The 18,113-nt window shown below is 48.6% G+C and carries 18 protein-coding genes; 12 read left to right on the top strand and 6 right to left on the bottom strand.

The features are described 5' to 3' along the window. Positions 1-6: 6 nt before the first annotated feature. Genes sufD through sufB form a run of 4 tightly spaced genes read left to right on the top strand, consistent with a single transcriptional unit; the run spans position 7 to position 4,371 of the window. A complete protein-coding gene (sufD, locus tag ACWXW9_RS13775; protein ID WP_494929863.1) occupies positions 7-1,311 on the top strand; it encodes a Fe-S cluster assembly protein SufD in 1,305 nt (434 codons plus the stop codon). After that, positions 1,308-2,531: a cysteine desulfurase gene (locus tag ACWXW9_RS13770; RefSeq protein WP_494929862.1), complete on the top strand. Its 1,224-nt coding sequence runs from the start codon at positions 1,308-1,310 to the stop codon at positions 2,529-2,531. Before sufD ends, ACWXW9_RS13770 begins: the two co-directional genes overlap by 4 nt. Beyond that, positions 2,521-2,943, top strand: a complete 423-nt coding sequence (gene sufU / locus ACWXW9_RS13765) for a Fe-S cluster assembly sulfur transfer protein SufU (protein ID WP_494929861.1) — start codon at positions 2,521-2,523, stop codon at positions 2,941-2,943. Before ACWXW9_RS13770 ends, sufU begins: the two co-directional genes overlap by 11 nt. A gap of 30 nt (positions 2,944-2,973) precedes the next feature. Next, positions 2,974-4,371, top strand: a complete 1,398-nt coding sequence (gene sufB / locus ACWXW9_RS13760; RefSeq protein WP_494929860.1) for a Fe-S cluster assembly protein SufB — start codon at positions 2,974-2,976, stop codon at positions 4,369-4,371. 156 nt (positions 4,372-4,527) lie between these two features. Here the strand turns inward: sufB and ACWXW9_RS13755 are convergent, their stop codons facing one another. Then, the gene (locus ACWXW9_RS13755) at positions 4,528-5,592 is read right to left on the bottom strand and encodes an HD-GYP domain-containing protein (RefSeq protein WP_494929859.1); all 1,065 of its coding nucleotides are present in this window, start codon (positions 5,590-5,592) and stop codon (positions 4,528-4,530) included. Between the two features lie 319 nt (positions 5,593-5,911). On the opposite strand from ACWXW9_RS13755, the gene ACWXW9_RS13750 reads away from it, so the two are divergent. From ACWXW9_RS13750 to ACWXW9_RS13720, 7 genes are all read left to right on the top strand, one after another. Continuing rightward, on the top strand, positions 5,912-7,366 hold the full coding sequence (locus ACWXW9_RS13750; protein ID WP_494929858.1) for a bifunctional metallophosphatase/5'-nucleotidase: 1,455 nt from the start codon (positions 5,912-5,914) through the stop codon (positions 7,364-7,366). Then, the gene (locus tag ACWXW9_RS13745) at positions 7,320-8,480 is read left to right on the top strand and encodes an HD-GYP domain-containing protein (protein WP_494929857.1); all 1,161 of its coding nucleotides are present in this window, start codon (positions 7,320-7,322) and stop codon (positions 8,478-8,480) included. Before ACWXW9_RS13750 ends, ACWXW9_RS13745 begins: the two co-directional genes overlap by 47 nt. A 96-nt stretch (positions 8,481-8,576) precedes the next feature. After that, a complete protein-coding gene (gene yfkAB, locus ACWXW9_RS13740; protein WP_494929856.1) occupies positions 8,577-9,707 on the top strand; it encodes a radical SAM/CxCxxxxC motif protein YfkAB in 1,131 nt (376 codons plus the stop codon). 16 nt (positions 9,708-9,723) lie between these two features. Further along, positions 9,724-11,079: a hemolysin family protein gene (locus tag ACWXW9_RS13735; RefSeq protein WP_494929855.1), complete on the top strand. Its 1,356-nt coding sequence runs from the start codon at positions 9,724-9,726 to the stop codon at positions 11,077-11,079. 196 nt (positions 11,080-11,275) lie between these two features. Further along, the gene (locus ACWXW9_RS13730) at positions 11,276-11,500 is read left to right on the top strand and encodes a spore coat associated protein CotJA (RefSeq protein ID WP_494929854.1); all 225 of its coding nucleotides are present in this window, start codon (positions 11,276-11,278) and stop codon (positions 11,498-11,500) included. Between the two features lies 1 nt (position 11,501). Beyond that, a complete protein-coding gene (locus tag ACWXW9_RS13725; RefSeq protein ID WP_494929853.1) occupies positions 11,502-11,924 on the top strand; it encodes a spore coat protein CotJB in 423 nt (140 codons plus the stop codon). Between the two features lie 33 nt (positions 11,925-11,957). Continuing rightward, the gene (locus ACWXW9_RS13720; RefSeq protein WP_013309567.1) at positions 11,958-12,527 is read left to right on the top strand and encodes a manganese catalase family protein; all 570 of its coding nucleotides are present in this window, start codon (positions 11,958-11,960) and stop codon (positions 12,525-12,527) included. Positions 12,528-12,795: 268 nt separating this feature from the next. On the opposite strand, the gene ACWXW9_RS13715 is transcribed toward ACWXW9_RS13720, so the two are convergent. The 4 genes from ACWXW9_RS13715 to ACWXW9_RS13700 all read right to left on the bottom strand — a co-directional run bounded on the left by ACWXW9_RS13715 (position 12,796) and on the right by ACWXW9_RS13700 (position 16,329). Continuing rightward, on the bottom strand, positions 12,796-13,872 hold the full coding sequence (locus ACWXW9_RS13715) for a BclA C-terminal domain-containing protein (RefSeq protein WP_494929852.1): 1,077 nt from the start codon (positions 13,870-13,872) through the stop codon (positions 12,796-12,798). 47 nt (positions 13,873-13,919) lie between these two features. Further along, positions 13,920-14,768, bottom strand: coding sequence for a hypothetical protein (locus ACWXW9_RS13710; RefSeq protein WP_494929851.1), 849 nt, complete (start codon positions 14,766-14,768; stop codon positions 13,920-13,922). Next, positions 14,755-15,168 carry an alpha-helical endospore appendage domain-containing protein gene (locus ACWXW9_RS13705; protein ID WP_494930016.1) on the bottom strand — a complete coding sequence of 138 codons (414 nt, stop codon included), beginning with the start codon at positions 15,166-15,168 and terminating at the stop codon, positions 14,755-14,757. The genes ACWXW9_RS13710 and ACWXW9_RS13705 overlap by 14 nt, the downstream gene beginning before the upstream one ends. A gap of 87 nt (positions 15,169-15,255) precedes the next feature. After that, the gene (locus ACWXW9_RS13700) at positions 15,256-16,329 is read right to left on the bottom strand and encodes a glycosyltransferase family 2 protein (protein WP_494929850.1); all 1,074 of its coding nucleotides are present in this window, start codon (positions 16,327-16,329) and stop codon (positions 15,256-15,258) included. Positions 16,330-16,495: 166 nt separating this feature from the next. Between ACWXW9_RS13700 and ACWXW9_RS13695 the strand changes: the two genes are divergently transcribed. Beyond that, positions 16,496-17,572 (top strand): glycosyltransferase, encoded by a 1,077-nt coding sequence (locus ACWXW9_RS13695; RefSeq protein ID WP_494929849.1) that lies wholly within the window; start codon positions 16,496-16,498, stop codon positions 17,570-17,572. Positions 17,573-17,581: 9 nt separating this feature from the next. On the opposite strand, the gene ACWXW9_RS13690 is transcribed toward ACWXW9_RS13695, so the two are convergent. Continuing rightward, positions 17,582-18,113: BclA C-terminal domain-containing protein (locus ACWXW9_RS13690; RefSeq protein ID WP_494929848.1), on the bottom strand; the 532-nt coding region annotated here is incomplete at its 5' end.

The raw sequence follows: 18,113 nt of genomic DNA, 5'->3' as shown, positions 1-18,113 counted from the left end.
AAACTAATGAGTACACAAACAATCCTTCCGGTAGATTCCGAGCAACTGCGTGTTCTGTCCGAACGTAACGGCGAGCCGTCATGGCTGACCGCAGACAGACAAAAAGCACTTGAGCTTGCAGGCAAACTGGAGCTTCCGGTATTTGAAAAAACCAAAATCGAACGTTGGAATCTCAACGATTACGGTCAACATACAAACAGTGAGGCAATTGCATCGGTGGGGCAGGTTCCTGCAGCGATTGCCGATCTGGTAAAAGATCAGCAGGAGGGCGGTCTGATTATCCAGCGCAACTCCGGCGCGGTATATGTGAAGCTGAGCGAGGAATTGGCAGCGCAAGGCGTTATTTTCACGGATCTGCAAACGGCGGTTAAGGAGCATGGTGATCTGGTTAAAGCTCATTTGAATACGGTCATTAAGTCGGATGAAAATTCATTGTCCGCGCTGCACGCAGCGATCTGGAACGGTGGAGTATTCGCTTATGTGCCGAAGAATGTGGAGTTAAATGTTCCGCTTCAGGCTGTTTTCCTGACAGACGATGCGACAGCAACCTTTGCACCTCACGTACTGCTCATTGCAGAAAGCAATAGCTCCGTAACGTACGTAGACAACTATGTATCTGCGGATTTGGCAGCACCTGTCATTCATAATGGAGCAGTAGAAGTGGTAGCCAATGCAGGAGCCAAGGTGCGTTATGCATCCGTGCATCAGCTTGGAGAGCAAGTAACGGATATTTCGATCCGCCGCGCTACGTTGGGTAATGGCGCAGCTATCGAATGGATTGTCGGAGAAATGAACTACGGCAATACAGCGAGCAATACGATGTCCGTGCTGAAAGGCAATGGTTCCAACTCGGATGCCAAGATTATTGCTGTAGGTTCCGGCTCGCAAAAGCTGAACTATACGACACAAGCACAGCATTTTGGCAAAAGTTCATCCAGCCAGATGATTACACGCGCAGTTATGCGTGAAAATGCATCTTCCATTATTAACGGTATTACAAAAATTGAAAAAGGTGCTACCAAAGCAGACGGCCAGCAAACAGAACGTGTTCTCATGCTGAGCCCGAAAGCGCGTGGTGACGCTAACCCGATCCTGCTGATTGATGAGGATGATGTGACCGCAGGTCACGCAGCTTCGGTCGGTCAGGTGAATCGTGAACAAGTGTATTACTTGATGTCCCGCGGGATTAGCCGTGCAGAAGCTGAACGCTTGATTATTTATGGCTTCCTGGCACCTGTCGTTTCTGAAATTCCGCTTGAAGGACTTCAACAGCAGCTGCAAAGCCTTGTTGAAAGGAAGTTAGGCCAATGAATACTGCATTGATCCGTGAACAGTTCCCGATTTTACATCAGGAGATTAACGGTCATCCGCTGGTTTATTTGGATAATGCGGCCACTTCGCAAAAACCGCTGGCGGTCATCGAGGCGATCAAGCACTACTACGAATATGATAATTCGAACGTTCACCGCGGTGTCCATACCTTGGGTAGTCGTGCTACGGATGCTTATGAAGGTGCGCGGGAGAAGGTAGCCCGCTTTCTGAATGCGAAGCGCAGCCAGGAAATTATTTTCACAAGAGGAACGACAACGGCGCTGAATCTGGTTGCTTCTTCCTATGGCAGAGCCAACTGTCAGGAAGGTGATGAGATTGTCATCACACCGATGGAGCATCACAGCAATCTGATTCCGTGGCAACAGGTAGCCAGAGCCACAGGCGCAACCTTAAAATATATTCCGCTTCAAGAGGATGGTAGCGTTGATCTAGCTGACGTGGAGAATACCATCACTGAAAACACTAAAATTGTAGCGATCGCACATGTCTCGAATGTGCTTGGCGTTGTGAACCCGGTCAAAGAGATTGCCGCTATTGCGCATCGCAAAGGTGCGATCATCGTCGTAGATGGTGCGCAAAGCACGCCACATATGAAAGTAGACGTACAAGACATAGATGCTGATTTCTATGCCTTTTCTGGTCACAAAATGTGTGGTCCTACAGGGATTGGGGCATTGTACGGCAAAAAGGCGCTGTTGGAAAACATGGAGCCGATTGAGTTCGGCGGGGAAATGATCGACGATGTGGGATTGTATGAATCCACATGGAAGGAGCTACCTTGGAAATTCGAAGGCGGAACCCCGATCATTGCCGGAGCTGTCGGTTTGGGAGCTGCCATTGATTTTCTGGAAAGCATCGGGCTGGACGCGATTGCACAGCATGAAAGCCGTCTGGCCAACTATGCTCTCAAACGTCTCCGTGAAGTGGATGGCTTGACGATTTACGGTCCTGCTGAACGTCATGTAGGACTCGTAACATTCAATCTGGATGATGTACATCCGCATGATGTAGCGACCGTGCTGGATAGTAAAGGGGTGGCTGTACGTGCAGGCCATCACTGTTGCCAGCCATTGATGCGCTGGTTGAAAGCCAGTGCAACGGCGCGAGCCAGCTTTTACCTCTATAACACGGAAGAGGAAGTCGACGTTTTGATCAGCGCCTTAATCCAAACGAAGGAGTATTTTGGCGATGCAACTTGATGACTTGTACCGACGTGTAATTATGGATCATTATAAAAATCCGCGGAATCGCGGACGTTTTGAGGATGACGTGGTCACGGTCGATTTGAACAATCCTACGTGTGGTGACCGGATTTCTCTTCAACTCAAGACGAAGGATGGCGTTGTCGAGGATGCCCGTTTTACAGGGGAAGGCTGTTCAATCAGCATGTCCTCCGCTTCAATGATGACAGAGGCGGTTAAGGGAAAAACGATTGATCAGGCGCTGGATATGGCGAATCGCTTCTCTTCTCTGATGAAGGGTGAAGCCACCGAATTCGACGATTATGAAGAGCTGGAAGCTTTGTCAGGTGTCAATAAGTTCCCGGCCCGTATCAAATGTGCGACTTTGGCCTGGAACGCGCTGCGCAAAGGAATTGATGAAGAACAATAATTTAACTAGAATAGAGGAGGTTTGAGAAACATGGCCAAGAAAGCACCGGAAATGGAAGAGTATAAATATGGCTTTCGTGACGAGCACAAATCCATTTTCCAAACAGGTAAGGGTCTCACTCCGGAAATCGTAAAGGAAATCTCCAAAATTAAGGATGAGCCAGAATGGATGCTGGAATTCCGTCTGAAAGCACTAAAGCAGTTTGAAAAAATGCCTATGCCAAACTGGGGCGGAGATATGAATGATCTGGATTTTGACGATATCCAGTACTATGTAAGACCCTCCGAGAAGCAAGGAAAAACGTGGGAAGAGGTTCCTACGGAAATTAAGGAAACCTTTGATAAACTGGGGATTCCTGAGGCGGAGCAAAAGTTTCTGGCTGGTGTATCCGCACAGTATGAATCCGAGGTTGTTTACCATAGCATGCAAAAGGAACTTGAAGATCAGGGCGTTATTTTCATGGACACTGATACGGCGCTGCGTGAGCATCCTGAAATTCTGAAAGAGTATTTTGCGACAGTTGTACCTCCTGCGGACAATAAGTTTGCAGCACTGAACAGTGCGGTATGGTCAGGCGGAAGCTTTATCTATGTACCGAAGGGTGTAAAATGTGAAGTTCCATTGCAGGCTTACTTCCGTATTAACTCGGAAAACATGGGACAATTCGAGCGTACACTCATTATTGCCGACGAAGACAGCTTCGTTCATTATGTAGAAGGCTGTACGGCTCCGATTTACAGCACGAACTCGCTGCATAGCGCAGTGGTGGAAATCATTTGTAAGAAAAACGCACGCGTTCGTTACACAACGATCCAAAACTGGGCACCAAACATCTTTAACCTGGTGACCAAACGTGCGGTTGCAGAAGAAAATGCAACGATGGAATGGGTCGATGGTAACATCGGTTCCAAGCTGACGATGAAATACCCGGCAGTTGTGCTGAAAGGCCGTGGAGCTAAAGGTATGGTCTTGTCCATTGCAGTGGCAGGCAAAGGCCAGCATCAGGATGCAGGGGCGAAAATGATCCACTTGGCACCAGATACGACATCGACGATTGTATCCAAGTCGATCAGTAAGCATGGCGGTAAAGTAACGTATCGCGGACTGGCTTCATTTGGGCGTCAGGCTCAAGGGGCAAAATCGAATATCAAGTGTGATACGTTGATTTTGGATAATCAGTCGACCTCGGATACAATTCCTTATAATGAAATCATGAACGACGACATTACGCTGGAGCACGAAGCAACGGTATCCAAGGTATCGGAAGATCAGTTGTTCTATCTGATGAGCCGTGGTTTGACCGAAGCGGAAGCGACGCAAATGATCGTTATGGGCTTTATCGAGCCATTCACCAAAGAACTGCCGATGGAGTACGCGGTAGAGATGAATCGCTTGATAAAATTCGAAATGGAAGGTTCCATAGGATAATTCTCGCTTTACGAGGGTTATGTTGGGGCTGAGCCATGATTGACTATCAGGCATTTGTCCGTAACATAAAAAAGAGGCTGTCCTTCGTAGGGAAGAACCTACAGATCAAGGACAGTCTCTTTTCGTTCGCGTAGCTGGAGTATGGGCAGTTGCAGATCAGGATTCCAGAAAAATTTCATCAATGGATACATGTCGCTCTCTGGACAAATCTACATACTCATTTTCATTAATTTTCACCAAAGGTCTGAAATAATCAGCAGGATTGTTCAAAATAATCGTTCCGGTCTGACCCGAAGTCAGTAGGACCTGCTTGTTAATAAAGTTCGGAAGCATACGCCGGATGAAGACTTGAGTGGCTTCCGGGTTAAGATGTCCGAAGCTCATGCTGTGCAGCTCGCGCAGTACGGTGAGCAGCTCCTGCTTCGTCTGGTACACACGGTTAGAGATCATAGCGCTATATACGTCCGCAATCGCCGTAATACTAGCGAAAGGGTGAATATCCTCCTTGAACAGTCCATTCGGGTATCCGCTTCCATCTTCTCTTTCGTGATGCTGCAAGGCGACGATGGCTGAAATCTCATCGCTGGTTGAATTGCGAATTATATTATATCCGTAGAGGGAATGTTTTTTCATTTCCTGAAATTCTTCAGGCGTCAGCTTATCAGGTTTATTCAGAATCTCATCCGGTATCATGGACTTGCCTATATCATGTAAATATCCGGCCTTGCCAGCGGTATAGGCTTCTTCTTCTGTATATCCAAGCCATGTGGCAATGTAATACGACAGTACACCCACTTGGAGAGAATGATTGTACGTATAGTGATCTCCCCGTTCCATGATGAGCAGCAGAGATACGACATCTTTTTGATGAGCCAGCTCTGAAACGAGGGGGCTGAGCAGCTCATCGACTCGGAATTCATCAAATTTGCCGGTTGAGGCAGCTTTGAGAAACATGCTTTCAAAGCCATGAATAGTCTGCTCCATGAGGGGAACGGCACGTTTAAGGGATTCGGGGGAAGCGGGAACATCGGGGGCAAAGTCAACCGGAATGCTCGCTGAACCGGCATCAATGTCGATATAATCGACACCGTGCATGATGAGCTTGGAAATATCGTCGTGCTGTAGCATGGTACCCTGAATCAAGACGGGTACGCCGTGTTCATTGTATGTATCAGATCTGAGACGATCTCCTGGCTTGGCATCGGTAACGTGAACTCTCATGTGCTTAACCTCCTTATTGTCGTAAATTTGTCGAAAATACGAAGCAAACCTAATATATCAAGAATTATATGGGATGACAACGACTAATTTACTATTATTCCTAGCTGTAAAATGGGTCCCAGGAACCCGTCTCTTCTCAGAGGCATACGAAGACACTGTGACCTTGCTTCTCCCCGGGTCTCTATCCTGAGACAACAGAGTAGCTAAATCGTAGGTTGTAGCTCACCCCCGCCGACATGTACCATAATGCGAAATAACATGGTATCCTTAAACATTAGAAGCAACAGAGTCGATATATAAACTATAGAGGAGGGCGGTTATGGAGATGACGACTCAGCAAACGTTAACCATTTTGCACACCAATGATTTACATAGTCATTTTGGCAGTATGCCTTCGATAGCCGCGATGATTCATGAACGAAGAGCTGCATCAGGAGATGCGCTGCTTGTGCTGGATATGGGAGACCACATGGACCGGATGGCCCCTGAAACGGAAGGAACGCTGGGTGGGGCGAATGTGGATGTGATCAATTTGACGGGGTACGATGCGATTACGATTGGTAACAACGAGGGTCTGACTTTTACCCCGGATATTCTTGAACAGGCATATGCAGGAATTCACTGCCCGGTCGTATGCGGCAATATCAGGGAGAACGCCACAAGAATGAAGCCTGCGTGGATGACGGATTCGCTCATTTTGGACAAGACTGGCATTAAGATAGGCTTGCTCGGAGTGACGGCTCCTTTCGGTGAGTTCTATCAATTGCTGGGTTGGGATGCACTCGATCCGTTTGAGGTATTGGGCGAGCAAATTCAGTCCCTGAGAAAGCATGTCGATGTTCTGGTTGTAATGTCGCATCTGGGTTTACCTTCGGATAAGAAATTGGCATCGCAGTTTCCGGAGATTGATGTGATTCTTGGAGGGCATACCCATCATGTGCTGGAGGAACCGTTGTGGATCGGGAACACAGTTCTATGCGGAGCTGGCAAGTATGGAACCCTGCTGGGTGAAGTGACCCTAAGCCGCAGCAGTAGTCATGAACCGTTTCGGGTTACGTCAGGCGGCGTAGTTCCTGTAGATCACACACTGCTGGATGAAAAGGTAGCGTCGGCCATTGTACTGCATCGCAGACAGGCAGATCGTGCGATGGAGAGAGCGGTTACGGTGACGGATCGGAAACTGGAGATCGCATATGATCGGGAATCTCCTTTCGGAAATTTGCTGGCACAATCGGTGTCACATTTTACGGGAACTGCTATTTCTCTAGTGAATGCGGGCCAACTGCTTGGCTCTTTACCTCAAGGTGATGTCAGTAAAGGAATGCTGCATTCCTTATGCCCTTCGCCGATTAATGCCTGTGTCATGAAGCTGTGGGGAAGAGATATTCGGCTCTCGCTGGAGCAGTCTTTGCTACCGGAATTTGCTGACAAGAAAATGACGGGATTTGGCTTTAGAGGTAAAGTGTTGGGTACGATGTGTGTGGAAGGTCTGGAGATTCAATATGATCCGGCCCGCGCTCCTTATGATAAAGTGACGGATATACGTGTAGCGGGTCGCTCATTGGAAGAAAATGAGCAATATACGGTGGGTACGTTGGATATGTTCACTTTCAGAGCAGGTTATGAGGTGCTTGCGAACGGAACGGAACTCCGATTTATGCTTCCAGAATTTTTGCGGGATTTGATTGAAATGGAGTTGAAGCGTCCGGGCGCGATGGAAGAGTGTTTTGCAGCTAGGTGGCTTCAGGTATCAAAACAATCGGGAGAGGATTAAGCTGCGACTGGTACCTGTTACATTATTGAGAGCCGGCATGAAGCTGGGTAAAAAAATATACAATGAAAATGGAATGGTGTTGCTCTCGGAAGGTGTTGAGCTTACTTCACGATTGATTGAACGTCTAGGCCAAGTCGGAATTGGATATGTATACATTGAGGATGCGGTGACAGAAGATATCGTGATCCCCGAAATGATCCATGAACAGACGAGGGCTGTGGCGCTACAGGAGATCAAAAAGCAGTTTCAGGGTCTGTCCTCCTACTCCGTGGATCATAAGCACCAATACTTTGGCAAGTCATTTTATAAGGTGATGGAATCCATTCTGGACGATATCGGAGGCCGTCAGGACGCCATTATTATGCTGATGGATATCGGGGCGGCAGATCAGGATCTGTATCATCATTCATTGAACGTATGTCTGTATTCCCTTGTACTGGGAATATCCAGTGGCTACGATTACAACCAACTCATGGAGCTGGGCATAGGTTCACTACTGCACGATATTGGAAAAATGAAAATTTCACCCCAAGTGCTCTATAAGCCGGGCAAATTGACGGACGAGGAATACGAGCACATGAAAACGCACACGGTGATCGGCTACAAGCTGCTTAAAGACGAGCCGGGAATCCCCCTGCTGTCTGCTCACTGTGCATTACAGCATCATGAACGTATCAACGGCAGTGGATATCCGAACGGCTGGAAGAAAGACCAAATCCACGAATACGCCAAATGGATCGGCCTGGCAGACTCGTACGATGCGATGACAGCAAGCCGCATATACAAGCAGGCATTATTGCCCTATGAAGCGATGGAGGTACTGTATGCAGGTGCAGGCACGCTGTATGAGCAACGGATGCTGGAGGCATTCCGCGATTGTGTAGCTATATACCCGCTGGGGCTCTCCGTAGTGCTAAATACGGGGGAAGAAGGGGTTGTGGTACGCATACACTCCAAAATCCCGCAAAGGCCCGTTATTCGCATTGTGAGGGATCGGGATGGACAGGAACTGAAAGCACCTTACGATGTGGATCTGTCTGTATCTCTTTCGGTGATGATTACCAACACACTGGGCGCTACAGCTTCCCCTTTTGGAGCAATACACGTGGATTAGCAGATGAAGTGGAAGAAAACATGCAGACACTTTACACATCATGATATGATATTCATACGTCTTTTGAGGTTAATAACAGAAATAAGGTGAAAAATAATGACAGTTCTACAAAACAACACACTTCCACAAATATCGCCAGTGTATGATCCGTGGGATCCGATTGTCTCGCTGCGTACACATGGTCGCCATTTGCTGACAAGTGTGGAAATGACCGTGACGCATTTGTGCAATATGCGCTGTGAGCACTGCGCTGTGGGCGACATGCTTGTTATGAAGGAGGCTCCCTTCCTTCCATTAGATCTGATGCTGAAACGACTGGATGAAGTCGAGCATCTGGAGACGATCAGTATGACAGGCGGAGAACCCGCTTTGCTAGATAAAACGGTGGACGAAGTGATCGTTCCGCTGCTGAAATATGCCAAAGAGCGTGGCATTCGCTCGCAAATCAACTCCAACCTGACATTGGATATTCGCAGATATGAGAAGATGCTCCCTTATCTGGATGTCATGCATATATCGTTTAATTATTTGAATGCCGACGATTTTTATGAAGTGGGTTTTGCAAATACCGGACGTCCGACTCCACGCGCGGGGGCTGTTCGCCTTTATGAGAAAATGGTGGAAAACGCCCGCAGGTTGAGCGAAATGGGTATGTTTATTTCTGCCGAATCCATGATTAATTACCGTACTCACACGAAGCTGGATGGTATTCATCAGTTGATTAATGAAATGGGCTGTCGACGGCATGAGGTTCATCCGATGTACGCATCGAATTTTGCCTCTGCCTTACCTGTCCTTTCACTCGAAGATATGCGCAACTCCATTCATAAGCTGCTGGATGTGCGTAATCAGGATATGTGGATGCTGTTTGGCACGTTGCCGTTCTTTGCCTGTTCGGACCGGGAGGAAGATCGCAAGCTGCTTCGCCGACTGCGCCAAGAACCGAATATTACAGTGCGTAATGATCCGGACGGAAGAAACCGCGTAAATGTGAATATGTTCACGGGCAGCGTATATGTGACGGATTTCGCAGACATTCCGGCTTTCGGAAATATTCAGGAGCGCGGTCTGGACGATATTTTCGGTGAATGGCTGAATGAGCATCCGTTGAATCAGACTGTGAACTGTCATTGTGATGCCGCTGCCTGCTGTGGACCGAATCTGCTCGTAGCAGATATGTATTACAAGGGAGTAGATTTTAAATCCAGAAAAGCATTACAACTATAGAAATGGGGAGTTCGTATTGGAAGGTCATACCGAGTTTCATTGGGGATTGCTAACGGTGAATCTTCTTTTGGTACTGCTGCTCGTCTTTCTGAACGGTGTATTTGTGGCAGCGGAATTTTCGCTGGTCAAAATGCGCCAATCCCGATTGACGCAGCTCCAAAGTGAGGGGCATCGCATGGCAGGCTATGCGCTAAAGGTGAACCAGAAGCTGGATGCTTATCTGTCCGCCACCCAACTAGGCATTACGCTGGCTTCGTTGGGCTTGGGCTGGATTGGTGAACCAGCAATATCCGGCTACCTGATCGAGCCACTCATGCACAAACTCGGTGTAACTGACGGTACACTGATTACAACGGTATCCGTTGTCGTCGGATTTTGCGTGATTACCTTTTTGCATATTGTATTGGGTGAGCTGGCTCCAAAGTCTTTGGCGATCCAGAAAACCGAAGGTGTGGCCTTGTTTTTATCCGCTCCTTTGCTGCTTTTTTACAAGATATTTCTGCCTGTCATCTGGGTGTTGAATGCCGCTGCGAATTTGCTATTACGGGCGTTCGGCATCCAGCCTGCGAGTGAAGCAGAAGCGGCGCATTCGGAGGAAGAGATCCGTATCTTGATGAATCAGAGCGCCAAAAGCGGTGTTATTGATAAGGACGAAATCAAGCTGATGGACAATATTTTTGATTTTTCCGATTTGCTGGCCCGTGAAATTATGCTTCCTCGTACGGATATGGACTGCTTGTATACGAATTTATCGTTTAAGGAAAATCTGAAAATCATCAGTGATACCAAGCATTCTCGCTACCCGGTAGCGGTTGAGGATAAGGACCAGATTATCGGCTTTGTTCATATTACCGATCTTCTGTTGGCTGAGCAGGGCGAGCAACTGGATCTGGCCTCGGTGGTGCGCCCTATTTTGAATGTGCCAGAATCCATGGAAGTAAGTCACGTGCTGCGTCTTATGCAGAAAAAGCATTCCCAGATGACTCTCGTGGTCGATGAGTACGGCGGAACGGCCGGACTACTGACAGCGGAGGAAATATTAGAGGAAATCGTCGGGGATCTCTACGATGAATTTGAGGATGAACGACCAAGCGTGGAGATTAAGGATAATATCATTTCCGTGGACGGCCGTTTGCTCATTGAGGATGTCAATGATCTAACTGGAGTGAACATTGAAGACGACGAAGTGGATTCCATCGGGGGCTGGCTGTTTAAAGAACTGGAAGGCAGCCCGGTGAAAGGGAAAAAAATTGAGTTTTATAACCTGACCTTTGAGGTTGAAGAAGCAACAAGGCTTCGTATTATGAGAGTGAGGATTCACCACAAGCCCGACCTTGTAATCGAAGATGAACTTTCCAACGATGAGTCCTGATCCATAGACATGGTTTGGGTCAGTTCCGTTCCGGCATGAAAGCTATTAAAGAGTGTAAATGCAAGAGCCTTTAAGCACCACGTTATCGTGGTCTTGAAGGTTCTTTTTTTATCTGTAATTTTGTGTTCGAGACTTGGGCCATGCGGCATATGATGGATAGTAAAGCAGATAGATCAACTAAAGGAGGTCCCGGCCCGTGAAATTTCCACAGCATGGTGAGTTTGCCCCGTTTGTCGGTCCGTTCGATCCGTGCCCGCCCGTTTTGTGCAAAACCTATGTGCTTCCACCGAACCTGTTTGTACAATTTCAGCCCCCAGGTCTGCCTCAATTCAGTCCAGAAGAGGCGCTGAGGAAGGGAACGCTATGGCCCTTGTTATACAGCCCTTATGAGTCTTGTAGAAACCAGGGGGGAGGCGAGTAAAATGGATTATCCAAATCAGGGTCAGGCCCAAAACCATCTTCAGCATCGAAACCAGGTTGAGAACCAGAATCAAAGCCCCTATTCAAACCCGTTTCAACAACAAAACCATACTGAGGGCTACAATCAGTATGACAGAAACCCATACCAAGGATATGCGCCCCAGACCAAGCCGGGTGATGCACAGTTTTATGCGCTGCTGGAGAAGCTCCAGACGGTGGATTTTGTATTGGTGGAACTGAATTTGTATCTCAATACGCACCCGGATGATTTACAGGCTATCGAACAGTTCAATAAGCTGACGCAGGAAAGGACGGGGATTGCCAATGAGTACCAGCTCCTGTACGGACCTCTGCAAAATTTTGGCCGTGCCTATTCCAAGTATCCTTGGGAATGGAGCCAATCCCCTTGGCCGTGGCAGGTATAGGTAGGTACAACCTTTTATAAAGGAGGAACATAAATGTGGGTATATGAGAAAAAGCTGCAATATCCCGTACGTGTCAGCAAATGTGATCCTCATATGGCCAAATTGCTCATGGAGCAATATGGCGGAGCGGATGGCGAACTGGCGGCGGCTTTGCGGTATCTGAATCAGCGGTATACGATTCCGGATAAGGTTATCGGCGTACTTAATGATATAGGTACAGAAGAATTTGCGCATCTCGAAATGATTGCGACTATGATTTACAAGCTGACCAAGGATGCGAGTGTTGAGCAAATGAAGGCAGCCGGGCTGGGGGAATATTATGCGGCGCATGATCATGCGCTGTATTACCAGAGCGCGGGCGGAGTTCCTTTTACAGCGACCTATTTTCAAGCCAAGGGTGATCCAATCGCGGATTTGTATGAGGATATTGCGGCAGAGGAAAAGGCGAGGGCTACATATCAGTGGCTGATTGATTTGACAGATGATGTGGATTTGCAGGATAGTCTGAAGTTTCTGCGTGAACGCGAAATAATCCATTCGCTCCGTTTCCACGAGTCTGTGGAAATTTTGAAGGGGGAACGAGATCGGAAGAAAGTGTTTTGAGGAAATGGGAAATGGATACCCTAAGTACATTTTCCGTTAGAACAGTTTCACGGCGTGTGTATCACTGTAATCCAACGTATGGAAGGGGACGAGATAAGCCTATTGTATTACTTGAGCGTTTATGGCTTCAGATTTTAAGAAAATGAATCGGTAAAATGGAAGGCGCTCCAGTTGGAAGCGCCTTTCGCAGCGCCTATACAGATGAGCAAGCATGGTTATAGGTAACTCATTTGAGAGATGATGTACTGGCAGCAGATGATGGCGCATCTTAATTAAGTCGGATAATCGTCACAGATGCGCCTGTCGCGCCGCCTCCAATCAGAGTAGCCACGCCTGCGGCCCCGAAAAATTGCACACTGACGGTTGTTGCGGCTGCTACGTTCACAATAACGGTATTGATATAAGAAGAGAGGGAGAGTACGGGTGAAATGACGGAGCCTGGAGCCTGCACGCCGTTAATGAGCAAACGGGTGCTTAGCAGAAGACCAGCCGTTGTGTTCACCTCATAGGTAATGTAGTAGGTTCCGGCACTCGCCAGTGTCAGCACATCGTTCGTGCCGTTGATGGTAATGCCTCCGCTCAGCGTCTGGGGCGGACCGGGGAAGGTCACGTTTGTTCCACCAAGCAATACCGTTATCAAGCCGCCAGTTGTATTCGCCACAAAAGCATTCGTAGCGGTGATATTAATGCCTGTGGCTCCAGTTACACCCGTGGCACCAGAAATACCAGTAGCCCCCGTCACCCCGGCCCCTGTGGCTCCCGTCACCCCTGTGGCTCCCGTGCCTCCGGCAGGTCCTACAGGTCCGACCGCACCCGCTGAACCCGCAGGGCCTGTGCCTCCGGTCAAACCCGTTGATCCGGTGGCGCCGGCTAAGCCAGCAACTCCGGTAGCTCCGGTGGCCCCTGTAGCTCCGGCGGCCCCCGCAATCCCTGCGGTTCCCGTCGCCCCGGTGGCCCCTGCGGCTCCTGTCGCGCCCGTGGCCCCTGTCGGACCCACCGGACCGCCCGCAGGCCCCGTCGGACCGGTCGATCCGGTGGGTCCGGCCAACGTGGGAGCGGCCAGCACATTTTCGAGCTTTGCTTGTAGCAGCAGCTCTTTCTTCACGGTGGTGTCCAGCACGCTTTTGACACTTTGGTCCACTGCGAGGACGTCAGCAATGGTAGCCGTTCCTCCGGTCAGCCCAGGTATCGTACCGAGTACATATTGAATTTTTTCACCTTCGGCATTGATGATATGACTCAGTCCCAATTCCTCAAAGGCAATGGATGACAGCAACAGATTAATTGCATCATCCCGTGTTAGGTTAATCGTAGGTGTTACGTTGGGAATATTAGGAAAGGACATGTGAAACCTCCTTATGACATAAATCTGATGTGTTTCATACGTTGTGGCTATCGGAAATGTTTAGAATATGGAAGCAGGGGGGACAGCCATACTTTTCCGAAGGTAGGCTGTCTTTTTGGAGTGACAGGCTTTTGTTGCTGTACATAGGCGTCGAAGCCAGCGGGATCGCCTGAATAAATTTTGTAAACGGATTGCAATTGCTCGATTGCTTGGGGTAAATGATTCATTTGACCCGGTGGTAACGTGGAGGCCGCATGGCCTGAATCCCACTGGAACTTTAATAATTGCAGCCAGCCCAGACTGCTGCTTCTCCTCGCTTGCTGCACCTCCGGATGGAACTGTGAGCTTTCCGAAGAAGTGGAGGAGTTGATCTGCTTTTTGATCCAATGCATCAGATGCTGCCCATGCTCCAAAAGGTGAAGGGAGCGTTCAATCTGATGGTATAGTCTCTGGGAATCCTGAGGGGCATCCTTATATAGGCGGGTAGAAGGGACGACGGACAGGAGAAATTGTAAGCGGATGATTTGTTCGAATAAGAGGGATGCAGCCGTCTCCAGAGCATCTATGGAAGAAGAAATTTCGAACAGGATACTTCTGTATTCGAGACGGAGCCAGATGTCATCATGCAAAGTGGATATCAGTGTGTTCCAATGATTTCCGACTTCCATTTGGATCAGGAGTGATATCTCCAATTGCTGGAGGATAGAATGATTCAATTGCAGCCACAAGGGAGAGGAGATGTTTTCGTTTGTTTTGTCCGACAAAAAGGAAACCATCCGGCTTTGGGATTGGGCTAAAGCGGCTAGGCCTGTGTTGAGATGGGCTGCAGCCCGGAAAAGCTGGAGGGCATAAGGTTCATCTGGCAGATTGCTGCTATGTCCTTTATTCTTCGTCACATTCATCATCAGGCTTTTCGTGGCATTCCCAATGTTCTTTTTTGTGGCATGAATTGTGATCACCACTCTTTTTCGGGCAGGGTTGCCCTTTATGGTTCGGGTCAGGGTAGCGGTTAGACCTGCTTTGTTCCTCAAGTATTAAGACGTCCTCCAGTTTGTGCTGGAGCAGAATCTGGTTATTCACCACCCCTCGCAATACTCGCTCCACGCTTCGATTCAATCGCAGGATATCTTGCAGGCAAACGTCCTCATCGTTTACGAACCGTTGTATTTTTTCACCTTCGGCATGAAGTATGTTGGACAGGCCCATTTCCTCCATGGCAATGGATGCGAGTATCATATGAATAACTTCTTTTCTCGTCAGAGAGATGAGGGGATTGATGTCGGGAATACCGGGCATAGACAAGTTCAATCTCTCCCTTCACTCCGAATTTGCATCATGGCTATAGTCAGTTGCATGGAATGCCATACCCGGTCCCCGTCTTCCTCATCCCTGTTGTAGCTGTGAGAAATACTGTTCATTATATAAAACGCTGGGATGGTTAGGATGGTGCAACTGGGACATACGGTGATGCAATTTTGCTTTATCAATGTCACCAATCCGGTCATAACACAGGCATAATTGCAAGTGTGGGAGCCAGGTGTAATAGGACGAATTGGTTAGGGCCATCGAATCTTGTGGCGGTTCGATCAGTGTAGCCTGACGGAACCAGTAAATGGCTTGGGCATACTGTTCTGCTTCAATCAATAAATTGCCAAAGGCACAGCAGAACTGGGCGCGTGGTATGTCGAGATTAAGCGTGCGAAGCAGAGCGATGCGCTGCTCCTGCTTTTGGCCTTGTCGGCCGTAACAATCCGCCAGCTTAAAGCAAGCAGCAATCCGGTCCTCGATCCATCCCTGATTCAGGCTTAAATAGTGTTCGTACTGCTGTATGGCTTCTACCGTCCGTCCGTTGTCATACAGTTCATTGGCAAAATAGTAGTGATCTCGTTCAGAAAATGCGGTGCCCTGCTCCCGGTGCTTGAGATAAATATATAAATTACGGTCAGTGTAGGCACGTGTCTTTTTATGGGTCACCGCCATATTGCTGTGAAAGGTGCTTCCGGTCACATGCAGGAATTCATGCACAAAGCCGATCCATCTGAAATGACGGTCCCGGCGGACAATCCGGTTTCTTTTGAGCTTATGTAGCGGTTGCCCCTGTTCATCTACCGATAGCACATAATCCATCGTAATGCTGTCATAAGAGAGGGTGGCTTGCTTTTTCCAGTCGAGAAATGCCAGTCGGTCTTGCTCTTCCAGTATGTCGTCGGCATCCAGCCAGAATTGATAGTCCTGTGTTGCCTGATCAAATGCATAGTTGCGGGCTGCGGAAAAATCATCGCACCATTCAAAATCGTATATCCGGGCATCGAACGATGCGGCTATCTCTTGGGTGCGGTCGGTAGAGCCGGTATCGACGATAATGATTTCATCCACCAGATCATGGACTGATTTCAGGCAGGTGTGAAGTGCTTCTTCTTCATTTTTGACAATCATGCATAAGCTGACGGTTACCATGCTCTTTGTCCCTCCCAAAAAACTTGGTATGATTTCCATTTTATTAGGATAGCTTGCTCATTATGTAGCAATTTAGGTTGAACAAGTGAAGGTATGGAGATGATCATAAATGGGGTAGCGCTCTAATAGATTAGAAAATCAAAGTCTGATGAAAGGGGGGGAAGGCATGAGCCGGCCGTTCATTTCACTGTGCATGATTGTAAAAAATGAGGCGGAACGGATCGCAGCTTGCTTGCAAAGCGCCAGGGATGTTGTGGATGAGATCATTATTACGGATACGGGGTCCACGGATGGGACAATGGACATTTGTCGTTCTATGGGGGCATCCGTTGATTCGCGCGAATGGGATGACAGCTTTGCGAAAGCAAGAAATGCGGGAATAGCGCGTGCCACCGGGGAGTGGATTTTATGGCTGGATGCGGATGAAGAACTGGATCACGATGAGAGTGGACAGCTGCGCGAGTTTGTAAAGGCGATCCGTGCAGACACGGCTGCTTTGAAGGTACTGAACGAGATGGACGGTTTTGTATACAGTTGTCCGCAAATTCGTTTGTTCCGCAATGATATCGGGTATCGGTTTGTGCGTGATATTCATGAAAGGCTGCAACCTCCGGCGGGAAAACAGGATGTCCCAGAAGCACCACTGCTGCCCGTGACTGTACACCATTATGGATATGCAGAGAAGGTCGTAGAGGTGAAGGAAAAGTCAAAGCGGAATATTCGGCTGCTGGAACGGGAAAAGGCACAGGCTGAATATGACCCTTGGTGTGATTACCATTTGGCAAGTGAATACAGTCGTTTGCAGCAATGGGAGCAGGCATTTGAACTGATTAATTTGGCGATTACCGGTTTTCTGGAACAGGGAAAGCTACCGCCCGCGCTTGTTTACAAGCTAAAGTACGATACCTTAATTCGTCACGGAAGCCTGAAGGGCATATGGCCGGGAATTGACAAAGCACTGCAACTGTACCCGGACTATGTAGATTTGTATTTTTATAAAGCATTGTATCTGTTGGATCAGGGGCTATGGCTGGAGGCTTATTATGAATTCGAAAAGTGTCTCCGTATGGGCGAGGACTCATGGAAATATGTGACTTTGCGGGGAGTCGGCAGCAACTATGCGCTGTACTACATGTCCATCTGTTTGGCAAAAATGGGGCGGCATGTGGAAGCACAGGCCACCTTGGAGGCTGCCGGAAAAGGAGGGGCGTTATCAGAACAGGTGTTGACCGCCCAGGCTTGAAGAAGAGAGCTAGGCGGAAATGTACTCAATAACGATCATTGAGCTGGTCCCTCCTGCCAGTGATAAGGTCAACCCGGATACAAGAAATTGTAAATTTCCGGGTACCGTAACCCGAAACAGAAGAGATGCAACGATTTCGCCACCTGCTAGAACCGCTGGGAAGGAGTAGCTTCCCGGGCTGGGAGTAGCTGTTCCGGTGAATGAGGGAGTGATGGTAGACAGCAGGGTCAGGGTCGCTGTGCTGAGCACTAGACTTACTTTATAAAGACCCGGCTGGGTCAGTCCAAAGGTAGTGTTGTTAACTACGGTGATAAATGTTCCCGTAGAAGCGCCTGCTGTAGCAAAGGTGATCGCGCCGCCGAGCAGGACGGTATTAGGTCCCGTATTGGTACGGCTTAGTGCGCTGGCTAAACCCCCAGAGGCCCCGGTGGGTCCGGTAGGCCCGGTGACTCCAGTGTCACCTGTAGCCCCAGTGGGCCCGGTGACTCCAGATGTGCCCGTAGCGCCTGCGGTGCCTGTGGCTCCGGTAGGTCCAGTGGAG

Source organism: Paenibacillus sp. LT-B23, from assembly GCF_059417685.1.
Note: the sequence above shows the minus strand (reverse complement) of the source record. Positions and strands in the feature narration are given on the sequence as shown.